Annotated in this window: 11 protein-coding genes; 8 read left to right on the top strand and 3 right to left on the bottom strand. The window is 75.6% G+C overall.

Going from position 1 to position 16,589, the window contains the following annotated elements:
- Positions 1-75: 75 nt before the first annotated feature.
- Positions 76-3,222: a heavy metal translocating P-type ATPase gene (locus ACQEVU_RS17845; protein ID WP_433324811.1), complete on the bottom strand. Its 3,147-nt coding sequence runs from the start codon at positions 3,220-3,222 to the stop codon at positions 76-78.
- 150 nt (positions 3,223-3,372) lie between these two features.
- Here ACQEVU_RS17845 and ACQEVU_RS17840 point away from each other — a divergent pair, with 150 nt between their 5' ends.
- Genes ACQEVU_RS17840 through ACQEVU_RS17830 form a run of 3 tightly spaced genes read left to right on the top strand, consistent with a single transcriptional unit; the run spans position 3,373 to position 7,499 of the window.
- Complete coding sequence (locus tag ACQEVU_RS17840; RefSeq protein WP_433324809.1) at positions 3,373-3,570, top strand: heavy-metal-associated domain-containing protein; 198 nt, start codon at positions 3,373-3,375, stop codon at positions 3,568-3,570.
- Positions 3,567-4,601: a flavin-containing monooxygenase gene (locus ACQEVU_RS17835; RefSeq protein WP_433324807.1), complete on the top strand. Its 1,035-nt coding sequence runs from the start codon at positions 3,567-3,569 to the stop codon at positions 4,599-4,601. The genes ACQEVU_RS17840 and ACQEVU_RS17835 overlap by 4 nt, the downstream gene beginning before the upstream one ends.
- A 33-nt stretch (positions 4,602-4,634) precedes the next feature.
- On the top strand, positions 4,635-7,499 hold the full coding sequence (locus ACQEVU_RS17830) for a BTAD domain-containing putative transcriptional regulator (RefSeq protein ID WP_433324805.1): 2,865 nt from the start codon (positions 4,635-4,637) through the stop codon (positions 7,497-7,499).
- Here ACQEVU_RS17830 and ACQEVU_RS17825 read toward each other — a convergent pair.
- A complete protein-coding gene (locus tag ACQEVU_RS17825) occupies positions 7,476-7,661 on the bottom strand; it encodes a hypothetical protein (RefSeq protein WP_433324803.1) in 186 nt (61 codons plus the stop codon). The two genes, ACQEVU_RS17830 and ACQEVU_RS17825, sit on opposite strands and share 24 nt — an antisense overlap.
- 97 nt (positions 7,662-7,758) lie before the next feature.
- Here ACQEVU_RS17825 and ACQEVU_RS17820 point away from each other — a divergent pair, with 97 nt between their 5' ends.
- Genes ACQEVU_RS17820 through ACQEVU_RS17810 form a run of 3 tightly spaced genes read left to right on the top strand, consistent with a single transcriptional unit; the run spans position 7,759 to position 11,868 of the window.
- A complete protein-coding gene (locus tag ACQEVU_RS17820; RefSeq protein ID WP_433324801.1) occupies positions 7,759-8,508 on the top strand; it encodes an ABC transporter ATP-binding protein in 750 nt (249 codons plus the stop codon).
- A gap of 5 nt (positions 8,509-8,513) precedes the next feature.
- A complete protein-coding gene (locus ACQEVU_RS17815; protein WP_433334972.1) occupies positions 8,514-11,045 on the top strand; it encodes an ABC transporter permease in 2,532 nt (843 codons plus the stop codon).
- Positions 11,046-11,091: 46 nt separating this feature from the next.
- Positions 11,092-11,868, top strand: a complete 777-nt coding sequence (locus ACQEVU_RS17810; protein ID WP_433324799.1) for a class I SAM-dependent methyltransferase — start codon at positions 11,092-11,094, stop codon at positions 11,866-11,868.
- 33 nt (positions 11,869-11,901) lie between these two features.
- Here ACQEVU_RS17810 and ACQEVU_RS17805 read toward each other — a convergent pair whose 3' ends face one another.
- Positions 11,902-12,705, bottom strand: a complete 804-nt coding sequence (locus ACQEVU_RS17805; RefSeq protein WP_433324797.1) for a hypothetical protein — start codon at positions 12,703-12,705, stop codon at positions 11,902-11,904.
- Between the two features lie 444 nt (positions 12,706-13,149).
- On the opposite strand from ACQEVU_RS17805, the gene ACQEVU_RS17800 reads away from it, so the two are divergent.
- The gene (locus ACQEVU_RS17800) at positions 13,150-14,721 is read left to right on the top strand and encodes an ABC transporter transmembrane domain-containing protein (protein WP_433324795.1); all 1,572 of its coding nucleotides are present in this window, start codon (positions 13,150-13,152) and stop codon (positions 14,719-14,721) included.
- On the top strand, positions 14,718-16,427 hold the full coding sequence (locus tag ACQEVU_RS17795) for an ABC transporter ATP-binding protein (protein ID WP_433324793.1): 1,710 nt from the start codon (positions 14,718-14,720) through the stop codon (positions 16,425-16,427). Before ACQEVU_RS17800 ends, ACQEVU_RS17795 begins: the two co-directional genes overlap by 4 nt.
- The last annotated feature ends 162 nt before the right edge of the window (positions 16,428-16,589 follow it).

Below are 16,589 nucleotides of genomic sequence, written 5' to 3'. Positions count from 1 at the left end.
ACGACGAGCGTGCGCACCCCGAGGTCGCGCGAGGGCGGCGTCGGCGAGCCGGGCGAGGTTCGTAGTCGGCCGCTGTCAAGCGGCGGCGACCGTGAACGTCGTGGTGATCACGCGGCCGTCGGCGGTGCGGAACTGGCCCCACATGCGGTACAGCCCGGGGCGCGGGAAGTCGGCGTGCAGCTGCAGTTCGGGGCCGAACGTCCGGCCGGGCAGCGCGTAGATCGTCCGGCCCTGCGGGTCGCGGGCCTCGGCGTGCTCGTGGGCGAAGCCGTCGCCGTCCAGCGGCATGATGACGACGTGGCCGGCCGCCGCCAGGTAGGGCTGCAGGCCGGTGACGGGGGCGCCGGTGGCCGCGTCGGCGAAGGTGTAGGTGAAGCGGCTCGGGGCGCCGACTCCCGCGGTACCGGAGAGGGAAACCCGGAACCCGTCGACGATCTCCTCGCGCGCGGACGGCGCCGCGGCGACCGGGTCCGGCGCCTCGGCCGGGCGGCCGACGACGATCTCGCGGCGCTGCAGCAGGTCGCCCATCTCGCCCCGGCGGCGGAACTCGGTGTGCACGAGGTAGCGGCCGGCGGTCGGGAAGGTCAGCTCGACCGCGAACTCGCCGGGCCGGCCGGTCGGCTGCGGGTGGACGTGGGCGAACGTGCCGAGGTCGGCGCGGGTGGCGATGAAGTGCATCCAGGCCTCGTGGCTGCGGGTGACGTCGCTGATCGGCCGGCCGGTGCCGGCGTCGGTGACCCGGATGCGGATCGTGGCCGGGCGGCCGGGCTCGATGCCGGCGGGCACGTCGAGGGCGACGTCGACGCCGGCGTCGGCGGCCGGCCGGGGCGGGATGTCGGCGTCCATCATGACGCTCATCGCCGGGCGCATCGGCATGCCGGTGTCCTGGGTCCACGCCAGCACGCCGTTCATGCCCTGGCGGGCGGCGTCCGTGCGGCTCAGGGCCGTGAGCCCGGCGCCGACCGCGACGGCCAGGATCGCAATGCCGCCGAGGTACGCCAGGTCGGCCACCCGGGCGCCCCAGCGGGGCCGCAGCGCGGCGGCGGTTTCGGGGCGGCGGAAGCGGCGCAGGCGCAGCGCGTTGGTGACCACGCTGACCGAGCTCATCGCCATCGCGGCGGCGGCCAGCGACGGGTCGAGCAGGGTGCCGCCGAACGGGTAGAGCAGGCCCGCGGCGACCGGCACGAGCAGCAGGTTGTACGCGAACGCCCAGCCCAGCCCCTGCTTGATCGTGGCCACGGTACGCCGGGACAGCGCGATGGCGGACACGATGCCGCGCAGGTCGCCGCCGACGAGGGTGATGTCGGACGCGGCGATGGCGACGTCGGTGCCGGTGCCGATGGCGATGCCGAGGTCGGCGGTGGCCAGCGCGGGGGCGTCGTTGATGCCGTCGCCGACCATGGCCACGACGGCGCCGCGCCGCTGCAGGGCGGCGACGTGGGCGGCCTTCTCGGCCGGGCGCACGTCGGCGATGACGCCGTCGATGCCGACCTGGGCGGCCACCACCTCGGCGGTGCGGCGGGTGTCGCCGGTGAGCATCCACACGTCCAGGCCGAGGGCGCGCAGCTGCTCGACGGCCTCGCGGGACTCGGGCCGCACGGTGTCGGCGACGCCGATCAGGCCGCGCAGCCGGCCGTCGACGGCGACGTACACGGCGGTCCCGCCCGCGTCGGCGACCTCCCCGGCCGGCGCGGCCAGCGGCTCGACCGCCACGCCGTGGCGGGCCATGAGCGCGGCGTTGCCGATGGCGACGTCGCGCTCGCCGGCGCGGGCCTCGATGCCGTGCCCGGGCACCGCCTCGAACGCGGTCACGGCCGGCAGCGCGAGCCCCCGGTCGCGGGCGTGGGCGACGATCGCCGCGCCGACCGGGTGCTCGGAGCCGGTCTCCGCCGCGGCGGCCAGCGCCAGCAGCTCGTCGCCGTCGGTGCCGGGCAGCGCGGCGACGGTGGTGACGGACGGCCGGCCGCGGGTGATGGTGCCGGTCTTGTCGAGCACGACGGTGGTGACCCGGCGGGCCTGCTCGAGGGCCTCGCCGCCGGAGATAAGGATGCCGAGCTCGGCCGCCTTGCCGGTGCCGACCATGATCGCGGTCGGCGTGGCCAGGCCGAGCGCGCACGGGCAGGCGATGATGAGCACGGCGATCGCGGTGCCGATGCCCAGCGTCAGCGGCCCGACGAGGGCCCAGACGGCGAAGGTGAGCAGGGCGGCGACGATCACGGCCGGCACGAACCAGCTCGACACCGTGTCGACGAGCCGCTGCATCGGGGCCTTGCCGGCCTGGGCGTCCTCGACGAGCCGGACGATCTGGGCGAGGGTGGTGTCCGCCCCCACGGCGGTGGCCCGCATGACAAGCGCGCCGGTGCCGTTGACGGTGGCCCCGATGAGCACGTCCCCGCCGGCCTTGGCCACCGGCCGGCTCTCGCCGGTGAGCATGCTCTCGTCGACGCTGGAGGCGCCCTCGACGACGACGCCGTCGACCGGGACCCTCTCGCCGGGGCGGACCCGCACGAGGTCGCCGACGGCCACCTGCTCGATGGGGACCTCGAGCTCGTCGCCGTCGCGCAGCACCCGGGCGGTACGGGAGCGCAGGCCGGCCAGGGCCCGGATCGCGGCCGCGGTGTGCCGCCGGGCGCGGGCCTCCAGCCAGCGGCCGGCGAGGACGAGCGCGGTCACGACGACGGAGATTTCGAAGTACACGTGCAGCGGCAGACCCCACCGCTCGGCCTGGGCCGGCCAGAGCGTGACGAACGCGCTGTAGCCGTAGGCGACGGTCGTGCCGAGCGCGACGAGGGTGTTCATGTTGACGGCGCCGTGGCGGGCCGCCGCCCACGCCGCCGCGTAGAAGGGCCGGGCCGCGACGACCTGCACGACCGTGGCGACGACGAGCAGCAGCGGCATGAGCCAGTCCATCGCGTCGATCGGCAGCGGGACGTACATCAGCACCATCATCACCAGGCCGAGCGCCAGGGTGGTCATCCACGCCCACCGGCCGTCGGGCTGCTGCCTGGCCCGCGGCGCCGCCCCGTAGCCGGCCCGGCCCACGGCCGCGGTCAGCGCCTCGACCGTGACCCGGTCCGGGTCGAAGGTCACCTTGGCGGTCTCGGTGGCCAGGTTGACCGCCGCCGCGTCGACGCCGTCGACCTTCAGCAGGGCCTTCTCCACGCGCCCCACGCACGAAGCGCAGGTCATGCCGCCGATCTCCAGCGTGCAGGATGTCGCCATCGCCAGCTCCTCACCAGGGCCCGCGGTCCGGGCCGACGCCGCGACGGTGCCGGTCCGCGCTGTCCGGGCGCTGCCCGCCGGCGGACAGGCCGCGGACAGCGGCACCGCGCAGGCTCGGCGCATCACCGAACCCCGATTGGAGCTTCCGGAATGTCCGAGATCCTGCTCGCCGTGCCCGGCATCACCTGCGACCACTGCGTCGCCGCCATCACCGCCGAGGTCCGCCGGGTGCCCGGCGTCGCCGCGGTCACCGTCGACAAGGCCGCCAAGACCGTGCTGACCACCGGCGACGCCGACCCGGCCGCGGTGCGCGCCGCGATCGCCGAGGCCGGCTACGAGACGGCGTGAGGCAGACCGTGATCGCCATCATCGGCGGCGGCCAGGCCGGCCTCGCCCTCGCCTACCACCTGCGCCGGGCCCGGCTGCCCTTCGTCGTGCTCGACGCCCATCCCCGGGTCGGCGACGCGTGGCGGCGCCGCTGGGACTCCCTCGCCCTGTTCACGCCGAACCGGTTCAACGCGCTGCCCGGGCTGCCCTTCCCCGGCGACCCGGACGGCCACCCCACCAAGGACCAGGTCGCCGACTATCTCGAGGACTATGCGGCCCGGTTCGACCTGCCGGTGCACCTCGACAGCCCGGTGACCGCGGTCCGCCCGGCGCCGGCCGGCGGGTTCGTGGTCGAGACCCCGCGCCGGTCGTACGCCGCCGAGCAGGTCGTCGTGGCCGCGGGCGCCTTCCACACGCCGAAGGTGCCGGGCTTCGCCGACCGGCTGTCACCGTCCGTGGTGCAGCTGCACAGCATGCGGTACCGCAACCCGTCCCAGATCCCCGAGGGCCGCGTGGTCGTCGTGGGCGGCGGCAACACCGGCGTGCAGATCGCGGCCGAGCTGGCCGCGCACGGGCGGCAGGTGGCCCTGTCGGTCGCCGAGCTCGGCCCGGTGCTGCCCCAGCGGTGGCTCGGCCGGGACATCTTCTGGTGGTTCGACCGGCTCGGCACCATGCGCCTGAGCCCGCGCAGCCCGCTCGGAAGGCGCCTGCAACGCAGCAATCCCATCATCGGTACCGACGTGCGCCGCCTGCTGCGCACGGTGGAACGCCTCGGTCGGACCACCGGCGCGGACGGGCGCCACCTCGTCCTGGAGGACGGCGCCACCCGGCCGGTCGACGCCGTCGTGTGGGCCACCGGGTTCCGGACATCCCACCCGTGGCTGGAGGTCCCGGACGCGACCGACCGGCCGGGCCTGCACTTCCTCGGCCTGCCCTGGCAGCGCACCCGCGGCTCGGCGGTGCTCGGCTGGGTCGGGCGCGACGCCGCGGTCCTCGCCGAGCGGATCAAGGCCGGCGCTTCGAGCCGGATCGTCGCACCGGCCGGTCGGTAGGATGGGGCGCCGACCCGGAGGAGGAACGCGAACATGGCGCACAGCGATACCGACGTCATGTTTCGCCTGCTCGGGCCCGTCGAGATCCACGTGCCCGGGTCGGCGGCGATCGCACCGCAGCCGTCGGTGCGGCCGCTGCTGGCCCGCCTCGTGCTCGCCGCCGGACGGGTCGTCTCCGTCGACACCCTCACCGACGCGCTGTGGGGCGAGGACCTGCCGGTGGACGCGGCCAACGCGCTGCAGACGCGGGTGTCGAAGCTGCGCCGGGCGCTCGGCGGCGCCGGCGAGCTGCTCGTCACCCGCGCGCCCGGCTACCAGCTCGCGGTGGCGCCCGAGGCCGTCGACATCCACCGGTTCGAGCGCGCGGTCGGGCTCGCCCGGGCCGCGCGCGACGGCGGCGACACGGCCGGCGCGGCGCGCGGGTTCGACGAGGCCCTCGCCTGGTGGCGGGGGCCCGCGCTGGCCGACGTCGGCGACGCCGAGTGGGCCGAGCGCGAGCGGCACCGCCTCGAGGAGCTGCGCCTCGGCGCCCGCGAGGACCGGCTGGAGCTGCTGGTGCAGGCCGGCCCGGCGGCCGGCGTCGTGGCGGACCTGGAGCGGCTCATGGCCGAGCACCCGCTGCGCGAACGGCTCTCGCGCCTGCTCATGCTGGCCCTGTACCGCGACGGGCGGCAGGCCGACGCCCTCGCCGTACACCGGGCGCTGCGGGGGAGGCTGGCCGACGAGCTCGGCATCGACCCGTCCCCGCAGCTGCAGACCCTGGCCGAGGCGATCCTGCGCCAGCAGGTGCCCGGCCGCCCGGCCGCGCCGGCACCGGCGGCCACCTCCGGGGCAGCGCTTCCGGCGGCCTCCCCCGGCGCGGCGCTGCCGGCCCGGCTCACCTCCCTCATCGGCCGCCAGGACGACCTCGCCATGGTGCTCGAGCAGCTGGGCGCGGCGCGGGTCGTCACGCTCGTCGGCCCCGGCGGCGTCGGCAAGACCACCCTCGCGCTGGAGACCGCCCGGCGGGCCGGCGCCGACCTCGTCGACGAGGTCCGGCTGGCCCGGCTGGCCGCGCTGCCCGCCGGGGCGGACGTCGCCGAGGCCGTCGCCGCGCAGCTCGGCGTGGCGCCCGCCGAGCCCGGCGCGGCCGCCGAGGCCATCTGCGCCCACGTGGCCGGCGCCCGCACCCTGCTGGTCCTCGACAACTGCGAACACGTCGTCGACAGCGCCGCCGCCCTCGTCGAGCGGCTCGTGCAGGCCGGGCCGGGCGTGCGGGTCCTGGCCACCAGCCGGGAGGCGCTCGCCGTCGCCGGTGAGATCCAGGTCGCCGTCGCGCCGCTCGCCGTGCCCGCCGAGGCCGCCGGCCCGGACGCCGTCGCCGCCACCCCCGCCGGGCGGCTCTTCGTCGACCGGGCCCGCGCCGTGCGCCCCGGCTTCGACCTCGACGAGGCGACCGCGGACGCCGTCGGCGCCATCTGCCGGCGGCTCGACGGCATCCCGCTCGCGATCGAGCTGGCCGCGGCCCGGGTCAAGGCGCTGCCGCCGGCCGAGATCGCCGACCGGCTCCGCGACCGGTTCGCCCTGCTCAGCGGCGGGCCGCGCACCGCCGAGGCCCGGCACCGCACGCTGCGGGCCGTCCTCGACTGGAGCCACGAGCTGCTGCCGGCGCCCGAGCGGACCCTGCTGCGCCGGCTCGCGGTGTTCCGCGGCGGCTGGGACGCGGCCGCCGCCGAGGACGTCGGCGGCTTCGGCGACCTCGGCCCCGGCGACGTGCTCGACCTGCTGCTGCGCCTCGTCGACCGGTCGCTGGTCGTGCCGGACCCGGCCGGCGGGCGGTTCCGGCTGCTGGCCACCGTCCTGGAGTACGCCACCGAGCGCCTCGCCGAGGCCGGCGAGACCGGCGCCTGCCACGACCGGCACCTCGAGCACTACACCCGCCTCGCCGAGCGGCTCGGGCCCCGGGTCCGCTCCGACGGCGCCGCCTGGATACGGCTGCACGACGACGCCGGCAACCTGCGCGCCGCCGTCGACCGCGCCCTCGAACGGGCGCCCGGCGACCTGGCGCCCGGGCTGCGGCTGGCCGATGCGCTGATGCCGTACTGGAACTACGGCATGCGCGCCGACGGCGTTCGCGCCCTCACCGTGCTGCTCGACGCCGGCGGCGCCGAGCCGGCCGAGCGGGCCCGGCTGCTGCAGGGCGTCGGCATGCTCGGCGTGTACTACCCGACGCCCGAGTCGCAGGCCGCGGCCCGCGAGAGCCTGGCCCTGTTCGAAGGGCTCGGCGACCATGCGCACGCCGCCGTGTCCCGGCTCGTGGTCGCGTGGGAGGGCGTGTACGGCGGCGACCCCGACCGGCACCGCGCGCTCATCCACCGCAGCCGCGGCGAGCTGGACGCCTACTGGACGGCCACCGCCGAATACCTCGAGGCCCTGCTCGACCTGCGCATCGGCGACTTCGACGCCGCCGTGCAGCGCTGGCGGCGCACCGAGACGCTCTTCCGCGAGGCGGGCGACGCGATGATGGCCGAGGCGTCCGCGGCGCACCTCGGCATCGCACTGCACGGCGCCGGGCGCACCGGCGAGGCGCTGCCGGTGCTGCTGCGCGCCTCCGAGGAGTCCCGGCGCTTCCAGGCGCCGCACGGGCTGGCGTTCTCGCTCGTCCACCTCGCCCACGCGCGCATCGACATCGGCGAGCTCGACGCCGCCGTGCCCCTGCTCGAAGAGGCCGACACCGTCGCCCGGCAGGCCCGCAACCCGCGCTGCCAGGCCTGGGCGGCGTGGGGCCGGGCCCGCATCGCCCGCGCCCGCGGCGACGCCGGCACCGCCGACGCCCAGGGGCGCCGGGCCGTGACACTGCTGGGCGACCACGAGTTCCCGTGGGCGCTGGCCCGGCTACATCAGTTCGTCCAGCCCTAACGCGGCGGCCAGGTCGGCCGGGCGCACCGGCCCGCGGACCCGCAGCCGGCCGCAGCCCGCGCACAACTCCAGCGCCACGACGCCGGGCACGTCGCCGACCAGGCGGCTGATCCGGCGTACACACCGCCGGCACATCGGGCCGCCCAACACCACCGTCGTCATGCCCAGCAGCCTCCCCCGGGCCGCTGTCCGCGCGCTGTCCGCCGCTGTCCGCCCGGGCGGCAGCCGCCGGACAGCGCGCCGCCGCACGCTGCGAGCCATGACCACACCACTGGCCGCGCAGGCCGACGACCTCGTCAAGATCTACGGCAAGGGGGACACCGCCGTCCGCGCCCTCGACGGCGCGAGCGTCGCCATCCCCGCCGGCACCTTCACCGCCGTCATGGGCCCCTCCGGGTCCGGCAAGTCGACCCTCATGCACGCCCTCGCCGGCCTCGACACCGTCGACGCCGGGCGGGTCCGCCTCGGCGGCACCGACCTCACCGCCCTCGACGAGCGGGGCCGCACCCTGCTGCGCCGGGAGCGGCTCGGATTCGTGTTCCAGAGCTTCAACCTCATCCCCGCCCTGAGCGCCGCCGAGAACATCGCCCTGCCGCTGACCCTCGCCGGGCGTACCGTCGAGCGGGCCTGGAACGACGAGCTCGTCGCCACCCTCGGCCTCGCCGGCCGGCTGCACCACCGCCCGTCCGAGCTGTCCGGCGGCCAGCAGCAGCGCGTCGCCGTGGCCCGGGCCCTCATCGCCCGGCCGGACATCGTCTTCGCCGACGAGCCCACCGGCAACCTCGACTCCCGCACCGGCGACGCCCTGCTGGACTTCCTGCGCCACGCCGCCCGCGACCTCGGCCAGACGATCGTCATGGTCACCCACGACCCGCGGGCCGCCGCCTACGCCGACCGGGTCGTGTTCCTCGCCGACGGCCGGGTCGTCGCCGAGGAGGACGACCCCACCGCCGACGCCGTCCTGTCCCGCATGGCGCGCCTCGACGCGCCCGCCCGGATCGGCCGGTGACCGCCATGTGGCGCCTGACCATCCGCAACGCCGTCGCGCGGCCGGCCCGGCTCGCGCTCACCCTGCTCGCCGTGGCCCTCGGCATCACGTTCGTCACCGGCACCCTCATCCTCACCGACACCTCCGGCCGGCTCCTCGACGCCCAGTTCCGCACCGCCGCCGCCGGCACCGACCTGACCGTGCGCCGCGCCACCGCGTTCGACGACGCGATGGGCGTCGAGGTCCAGCGCGACCCGCTGGCGGCCGCCACCCTCGAGCGCGTCCGCGCCACGCCCGGCGTCGCCGACGCCCAGCCGGCCGCGCACGGCCAGGGGCTGCTGCTCGTCGACGGGCGGCCCGCCGTACCGTCCGGGGCCTCGCTGCTGCAGTCCTGGACGCCGGCGCCGTTCAACCCCTTCGCCGTGCGCACCGGCCGCCCGCCGGCCGCCGCCGACGAGATCGTCATCGACGCCGCCACGGCGCAGCAGTACCGCATCGGGATCGGCGACAGCGTCAGCGTCCAGGCCGCCGAGACCGCGCCGCTGCGCGTGGTCGGCCTGGCCTGGTTCGGCGACCGGCCCGGCCTGCCCGGCAGCACCGTCGCCCTGGTCACCCTGCCGGCCGCGCAGCGGCTGCTGCACCTCGGCGACGGCGTGCCCGAGATCGCCGTGTCCGTCTCCCCCGGCACCACGCCCGACGTGGTACGCCAGCGCCTCGCCACCACGCTCGGCCCCGACCACGAGATCGTCACCGCCCGCGACATCGCCGCCGCGAGCGCGGCCGCGGCCAAGAGCCAGGTCGGCTACCTGCAGGCGATGCTGCTCGCCCTCGCCGGCGCCGCCCTGCTCGTCGGCGGCTTCCTCATCGCCAACACGTTCGCCATCGTGATCAGCCAGCGCACCCGCGAGCTCGCGGTGCTGCGGGCCGCCGGCGCCACCGGCCGCCAGGTCCTCGCCTCCGTGCTCGGGGAGGCGGCGCTCGTCGGCGTCGCCGCGTCGGCCGCCGGCATCGGCCTCGGCATCGCCGCCGCGTCCGGCCTGCGCGCCCTCGCCGGCCGCCTCGGCGTCGCCCTGCCCGGCGGCCCGCTCGTGCTGCTCCCCCGCACCATCGCCGTCGCGGCCGCCATCGGCGTGCTCGTCACGCTCGTCGCCGCGCTGGCCCCGGCCCGCCGGGCGGCCCGCGTGGCGCCCGTCGAAGCCATGCGGGAGGCCGCCGACGCGACGGCGCCGGACCGGGCCCGCCGCATCGTCGGTGCCGCGGTCACCGCCGCCGGCGTGGCCGCCCTGATCGCGGTCCTGGCCGGGGGCGGGTCGCTGCCGCTGCTGGCCGCCGGCGGCCTCGTCACGATCGCCGGCCTGACCCTGCTCGGCCCCGCGCTCACCCCGGCGCTGGCCCGCCTGGTCGGCCGCCCGCTCGACCTGGCCGGCGTCCCGGGCCGCCTGGCCCGCCGCACCGCGGCCCGCGCGCCCCGCCGCACCGCCGCGACCGCGATGGCCCTCGCCGTCGGCCTCGCCCTCATCAGTTTCATGACCGTCGTCGGTACCTCGGTCAAGGACGCCATCCGGGCCTCCTACGGCGAGACGGTGACCGCCGACTACGTCATCGAGAGCAGCCGCAACGAGATGCTCGGCGGCCTGCCGCCCGCGGTGGCCGAGCGCGTCGCCGCCCGGCCCGAGGTCGCCGTGGCGGCGCGGCTGCGGTACGGCCACTGGAAGGACGCCACCATGACCTCGGCGCTGACCGCGGTCGACCCGGCGACGCTCCCCCGGGTCACCTCGCTGCACATGGTCGCCGGCCGCCTCGACGCCCTCGCCACCGGCGGCGTCATCCTCGCCGAGCGGATCGCCCGGGAGCGTCACCTGTCGGTCGGCGACGAGCTGCCGATGACGTTCGCGCGTACCGGCGAACGACGCCTCCCCGTCGTCGGCCTGCTGCGCGACGCCGACGCGCAGGCCCTCGCGACCGACTACATCATCTCGATGGACACGTACGCCACGCTGTACACCGAGAACGTCGACGCGAGCGTCCTGGTGCGCACCGCGGCCGGCGTGCCGCACGCCGACGCCCGCCGGGCCATCGAGGCGGCCCTGGCCGACACCCCGACCGCCCAGCTGCGCGACCAGGCCGAGGCGGTGGCCGCCCGCACCGGCGGCATCGACCAGATCCTCGGCATCACCACCGCCCTGCTGCTGTTCACCGTCGCGATCGCGCTGCTGGGCGTCACCAACACCCTCGCGCTGTCGATCGTCGAACGCACCCGCGAGATCGGCCTGCTGCGGGCGGTCGGCATGACCCGCGCCCAGCTGCGGTGGATGGTCCGCTCCGAGGCGGTCCTCGTGGCCGCCCTGTCGGTGGTCATCGGCGTGGCCCTCGGCCTGGCCTTCGGCGCCGGCGCCGTGCGCGCGCTCGGCTCGGTCACGCCGCTGGCGGTGCACGTCCCGGCGGGCCGGCTCGCGCTGGTCGTCGCGGTCGCCACCGTCGCCGGCCTGGTCGCCGGGCTGCTCCCGGCCCGCCGCGCCGCCCGCCTCGACGTCCTGGCGGCGATCAGCAAGTCGTGACGCCCCGTGGCGCTCGCACGATAGGTTGTACCGCGGGGAGGCAACCGTGCTGGAGCGGATCGACTACGACGAGCGGCAACACGCGGTGTACTCGGCCGGACGGGCCCTGTCGCCCGAGTCCGCGCGGCTCTGGTCCGGCGTGTTCGCACGCTGGGCCGGGCCCGCGCGGCCGCTGACCGCGCTGGACCTGGGATCCGGCACCGGCCGGTTCACGCCGTTGCTGGCCGAGGCGTTCGGCGGCCCCGTCTACGGCGTCGAGCCGTCCGAGCGGATGCGGGAGCAGGCCGCGGTACACCCGAATGTGCAGTATCTGGCCGGCAGCGCCGAGGCCATCCCGCTGCCCGACCGCTCCTGCGACGTCGTGGTGTTGTTTCTGGTACTGCACCACGTCGCCGACCGCGCCGCCGCCGCCGCGGAGATCAGCCGGGTCCTGCGGCCCGGCGGCCGGCTGCTGATCCGCAGCACGTTCCCCGACCGGATGCCCGACCTGCTCTGGCACCGGTTCATCCCCGGCGCCCGGCGCGTCGAGCAGCAGATCTTCCCGACGCTCGCCGAGGTGACCGGGCTGTTCGAGCTCGCGGGCCTGAGCGTGGCCGGCCTCGAGCGGGTGCGCGAGACGACGGCCACCGACCCCGCCGCCTACGCCCGCCGGCTGCGGCTGCGGGCCATCTCCACCTTCGAGCACCTGAGCGACGACGAGATCGAGCGGGGCTTCGCGGCCCTGGACGCGGCGATCGCGGCCGGCGACGTCACCGGCCCGATCACCAGCGACTGCGACCTGCTCGTCCTCGAGGCGGGGCCCCGCGACCGCGGTGAGCGGTAGCGGGGCCCCTGCTCGATCAGGAGAGCTGCCGGATCAGGAGAACTGGGCGAGCAGCGCCGCCGGCGCGGCCTGCGTCTCCGCGTCCGCCGGCTTGGCGATCGTCACCGGCTTGCCGAAGTCGGTGAACGTCGACTTCGCCGTCGTCGCCGGGACCTGCCCCGCGGCCGGCACGTTCATCGTCAGCGAGGTCAGGAAGCCGTCGGAGTTGATCGTGGCCTCGAACGGCACGGACTTCGCGGCGTCGCCCATCTGCTGCAGCAGGGCGGCGCTCGTCGACGGGACGTTGCGCTTGGTCAGGTCGACCGTGCCCTTGTAGGAGCCGGACCCGGTCCGCTCGGCGGTGACGATCGCGTCGCTGATGCCCTTGACGTTGGCCGGGTCGTCGGGGTTGCCCAGGCCCAGCTTGCTCAGCGACGTCTTGGTGCCGTCGACGTGCATCCACTTCTTCGGGTCGACGCCCGGCAGCGGCAGCGCCACCTTCAGGTACACGTCGGTGCCGACGACGATCATCTCGGCGTCGATGTTCCGGCCCTGCGCGCTGATCGTCATCTTGCCGCTGCTGGCCTGCTTGGACGGGTCGATGGACCCGTTGAGCTTCGTGGTGGCGACCGCCCCGGTCGCGGTTTCCGTGGTGTACGCCATCGTGGTCCCGTTGAGCTTGTTGAACGCGTTGGCCAGCTCCGTGCGGGCGTCGGCCGTGGACGACGGCGCCGCACTGGTCGCGGAGGCGGTCGCCGGCGCGGCAGCCCCGTCGTCCTTCTTGTCACCGCAGGCCGCGGTGACGGTGATCACGCCGGACAGCGCCAAGGCGAGCAGCAGACTCCTGCTGGATTTCATTCGTTCCTCCCGTTGGGCGGCCCCCTGCCGCCGCGCCGAGGATAGCGACGCCCCGCCACCTTTCTTGATTGCCCTGCGACCCGGATGCCGAGGCCCGACCTGCGGCTGCGACCCGTCAGGTGCACACGGCGGAAAGGCCCGCATCGGATGAGAGGAACAACACGCTGAGCCGGCTCGAGCCCGCCAGACCGCGCTCGTCACGCACCTGCGCTACGCGGTGCGCTGACGGCGCGCAGGCTCACCAGCTGCGGGCAGCACCATGATCTCCACCCGGCCGACGCTACTGCACCGTCATACCGCCGTGAAATTTAACGAGTTCGGCCGCGGGTACTCATCGGCGATGATGAGCGGATGCGGACACGGGGGCCGGGACGTTATCTGGGTTGGCTGGCGTGGCAGCAGAAACGACGGATCGCCCTCGGCGCGCTGTGGAGTTCGCTCTGGATGATCAGTCTGGCGGTCACGCCGTACCTGATTTCCCAGGCCATCGATCGGGGGCTGCGCCCGCGGCAGGCCGGCCCTCTGGTCGCCTGGGCCGGCGCGATCTTCGTCGTGGGTGTGGCGAACGCGGTGCTCGGCATCCTGCGGCACCGGACGATGACGAAAATCCGGCTGGACGGTGCGCTGCGCACGGCTGACGCGGTCATGGCCCATGGGGTGGAGCTGGGTGCCGCGCTTCCCCGGCGGATCACCGCGGGTGAGGTGGTCACCATCGGCATCGGGGACGTGTGGCTGGTCGCGCGGGCGCTCAACGTGATGGGGCCGGGCGCTGGCGCGGTCGTCGCCTATGCGGTCGTGATGACCATGCTCGTGCGGGTGTCGGGGATGATCGCGTTGGTGGTCGCGGCCGGGGTTGTGGTGCTGGCGATGGTGCTCGGGCCGCTGCTGCACCGGCTCAACACCGCCGGCGGCGAGTACCGGGAGCGGCAGGGTCAGCTCGCCGCACGGCTGGTCGACGTGCTCGGTGGGCTGCGCATCCTCAACGGCCTGGGCGGCAAGGAGGCCCACCTGCGCCGGTTCGCCGCCCAGTCGGACGGCGTCCGGGCTGAGGGCTACCGGATGGGCGGGGCGCTGAGCTGGATCACCGCGCTGGGCGACGGCCTTCCGACGATCTTTCTGGCCGGGGTCACCTGGCTGGCTGCGCGTCTGGCGGTCCGCGGCGATCTCACCGCAGGCGAACTGGTTGCGGTGTACGGGTACGTGGCGATCCTCGTCGTGCCCACCTGGATGCTCATCTTCAGCGCCGGCGATGTCAGCCGCGGGGTGATCGCCGCCCGGCGGATCATCGCATTCCTGCGGTTGCCCGTCGAGGAGCCGGGCACTGGCGCGGCCCCGCGCGGCCCGGCGACGTTGCGCGACCCGGAGTCCGGCGTCGTCGCCGAACCGGGCCGGCTGACCATGCTGGTCTCGAGGCGCCCCGGCGATGCGGCCGCGATCATCGACCGGCTCGGCCGGTACGGGGAGACCGCCGCCACCTGGGGCCCGTACAGGATCGCCGACGTTGCCAAACCGGCGGTACGCGAGCGGATTCTGGTGGCCGACCACGAGGCGGACCTGTTCGCCGGGGCGCTGCGGGACGTGGTCGCGGGCCGTACCGACGTCGGCGACGACGCGGTCCGGCAGGCCATCAGGTCCGCGATGGCGACCGACATCGGCGGGCTCGACCACCGCATCGAACGCGACGGCCGAAACCTCTCCGGCGGCCAGCGACAACGGATCCGGTTGGCCCGGGCGCTGGCCGCCGACCCGGAGATGCTGCTCGCGGCCGAGCCGACCTCGGCCGTGGACGCGCACACCGAGGCGGCCATCGCCGAGCGGCTGACCGCGGCCCGCAGCGGACGGGGCACCCTGCTGTCCACGACCTCGCCGGTGCTGCTGGACCGGGCCGACGTCGTGATGTACCTCGTGGACGGCCGGGTCGCCGCCTCCGGAACGCATCGCGAGCTGCTGGAACGCGAGCCCGGGTACCGCGACCTGGTGAGCCGGACGTTCACCGCGGCGCAGGAGGCGTCGTGAGCACGTCGACGCTGCCGATCGCGGACACCCGTCAGGTCGCCCGGGCGGCCGGCCGGCTGATCGCCGCCGACAAGTGGGCCGCGGCCGCCGTACTGATGCTGAACGTGCTGGCCGCGGTGGCCGCCCTGGGCGCGCCGTACCTGCTGGGCCGGATCATCGACGCGGTCACCGGGCCCGGCGCCGCCGCCCGCATCGACCTGCTGGCCGGCGCCGTGCTGCTGTGCGCACTGGCCCAGACGCTGCTCGCGCGGTGGGCGTTGCTGCTCGGATACCGGTTCGGCGAGCGCACCGCGGCCCGCATCCGGATCGGCTTCCTGAGCCGCGCGCTGAACCTGCCCGCCTCGGTGATCGAGCGGGTGCCGCCGGGCGACCTGGCCGCCCGCGGTACGACCGATGTGGACGCGGTCGCCGGCACGCTGCGCGATGTGCTGCCGGGCGCGTTCGTGGCCGGCGTCCATCTGGTGCTCCTGCTCGCGGCGGTGCTCGTGATCGACCCGCTGCTCGGTATCGCCAGCCTCCTCGGGCTGTCCGGCATCGTGGTCGCCGGCCGCTGGTACCTGCGACGGGCCCGCAGCGCGTACCTGGAGGAGGGCGCCGCGAACTCCGAACTGGCGGAGGAGCTGGCGGCGACCACCGCCGGGGCGCGCACCATCGAGGCCTTCCGCCTGCATCGATCCCGGCTGGCGGTGGGCCGGGCCGCGATCGCCCGGACCAGGCGCAGCCGGCTGGCCACCCTGCGGCTGAGGTCGGTGTACTTCCCGGCGGCCGAAGGCTCGTACAACATCCCGGTCGTCCTGGTGCTCCTGGTCGGCGGCCTGCTCTACCGCGACGGGCGGATCACGCTCGGCACGGTCGTCGCGGCCGCCCTGTATCTGCGTCAGCTGATCGGGCCGATGGACACCATCCTGATCTGGCTGGAGCAGCTGCAGAGCAGCACCGCATCGTTCGCCCGGGTCGAGGGGCTGGCCACCGTGCCGGCCGCCCCGGCGACGGTCACGGCCGTCCCGGTAACCGACCGTATCGAGGTGAAAGGCGTCTGCTACGCCTACCCCGGCGGCCCGGACGTGCTGCACGACGTGGATCTCACGGTCCAGCCCGGCGAACGGCTGGCGATCGTCGGCCTTTCCGGGGCCGGCAAGTCCACCCTGGGCCGGCTCCTGGCCGGCGTGGACCGTCCGCACACCGGCACGGTCACCGTCGGCGGCGTCGCGGTGGCCGAACTTCCGCCGGACCTGCTACGCCGGCAGGTGGCCCTGGTGACACAGGAACACCACGTCTTCCGCGAGACGCTCCGGGACAACCTCATGGTGCCGGCGCCGGACGACCGCCTGGCCGAGGCGCTCCGCGCGGTCGGCGCGGATTGGGCCCAGGACCTGGACGCCGACCTCGGCGAGCACCCGCTGACCGGTGCCCAGGCGCAGCAGCTCGCACTGGCCCGGGTACTGCTGGCCGACCCGCACACGGTGATCCTCGACGAAGCGACCGCCCTGCTGGACCCGCGCGCGGCCCGCGTGGCGGAGCGGTCGCTGGCCGCCGTGCTGCACAACCGCACGGTGATCGCCATCGCCCACCGCCTGCAGACGGCCCACGACGCGGACCGGATCGCGGTCATGGACGCGGGCCGGATCATCGAGTTGGGTACCCACGACGACCTGATCACGCACGACGGCCCGTACGCCAAACTCTGGCGACAGTGGCGCAGCTGATCACCCAGCACGGACGGTCCGGGGGCCGGGGTTCGCGAACGTTCCCAGCGGGTGTACTACCACGTGTACCGGCTGGTGAAGGCCGGTCTGGTGCGCGTAACGCAGCGGGGCCCGTGTTCCGCTCCTTACACGGTTGGTGTGCGTCGGCGCGAGTCAGGCGCG

Source organism: Dactylosporangium sp. CA-139066, assembly GCF_050936175.1.
GTDB lineage: Bacteria > Actinomycetota > Actinomycetes > Mycobacteriales > Micromonosporaceae > Dactylosporangium.
Note: the sequence above shows the minus strand (reverse complement) of the source record. Positions and strands in the feature narration are given on the sequence as shown.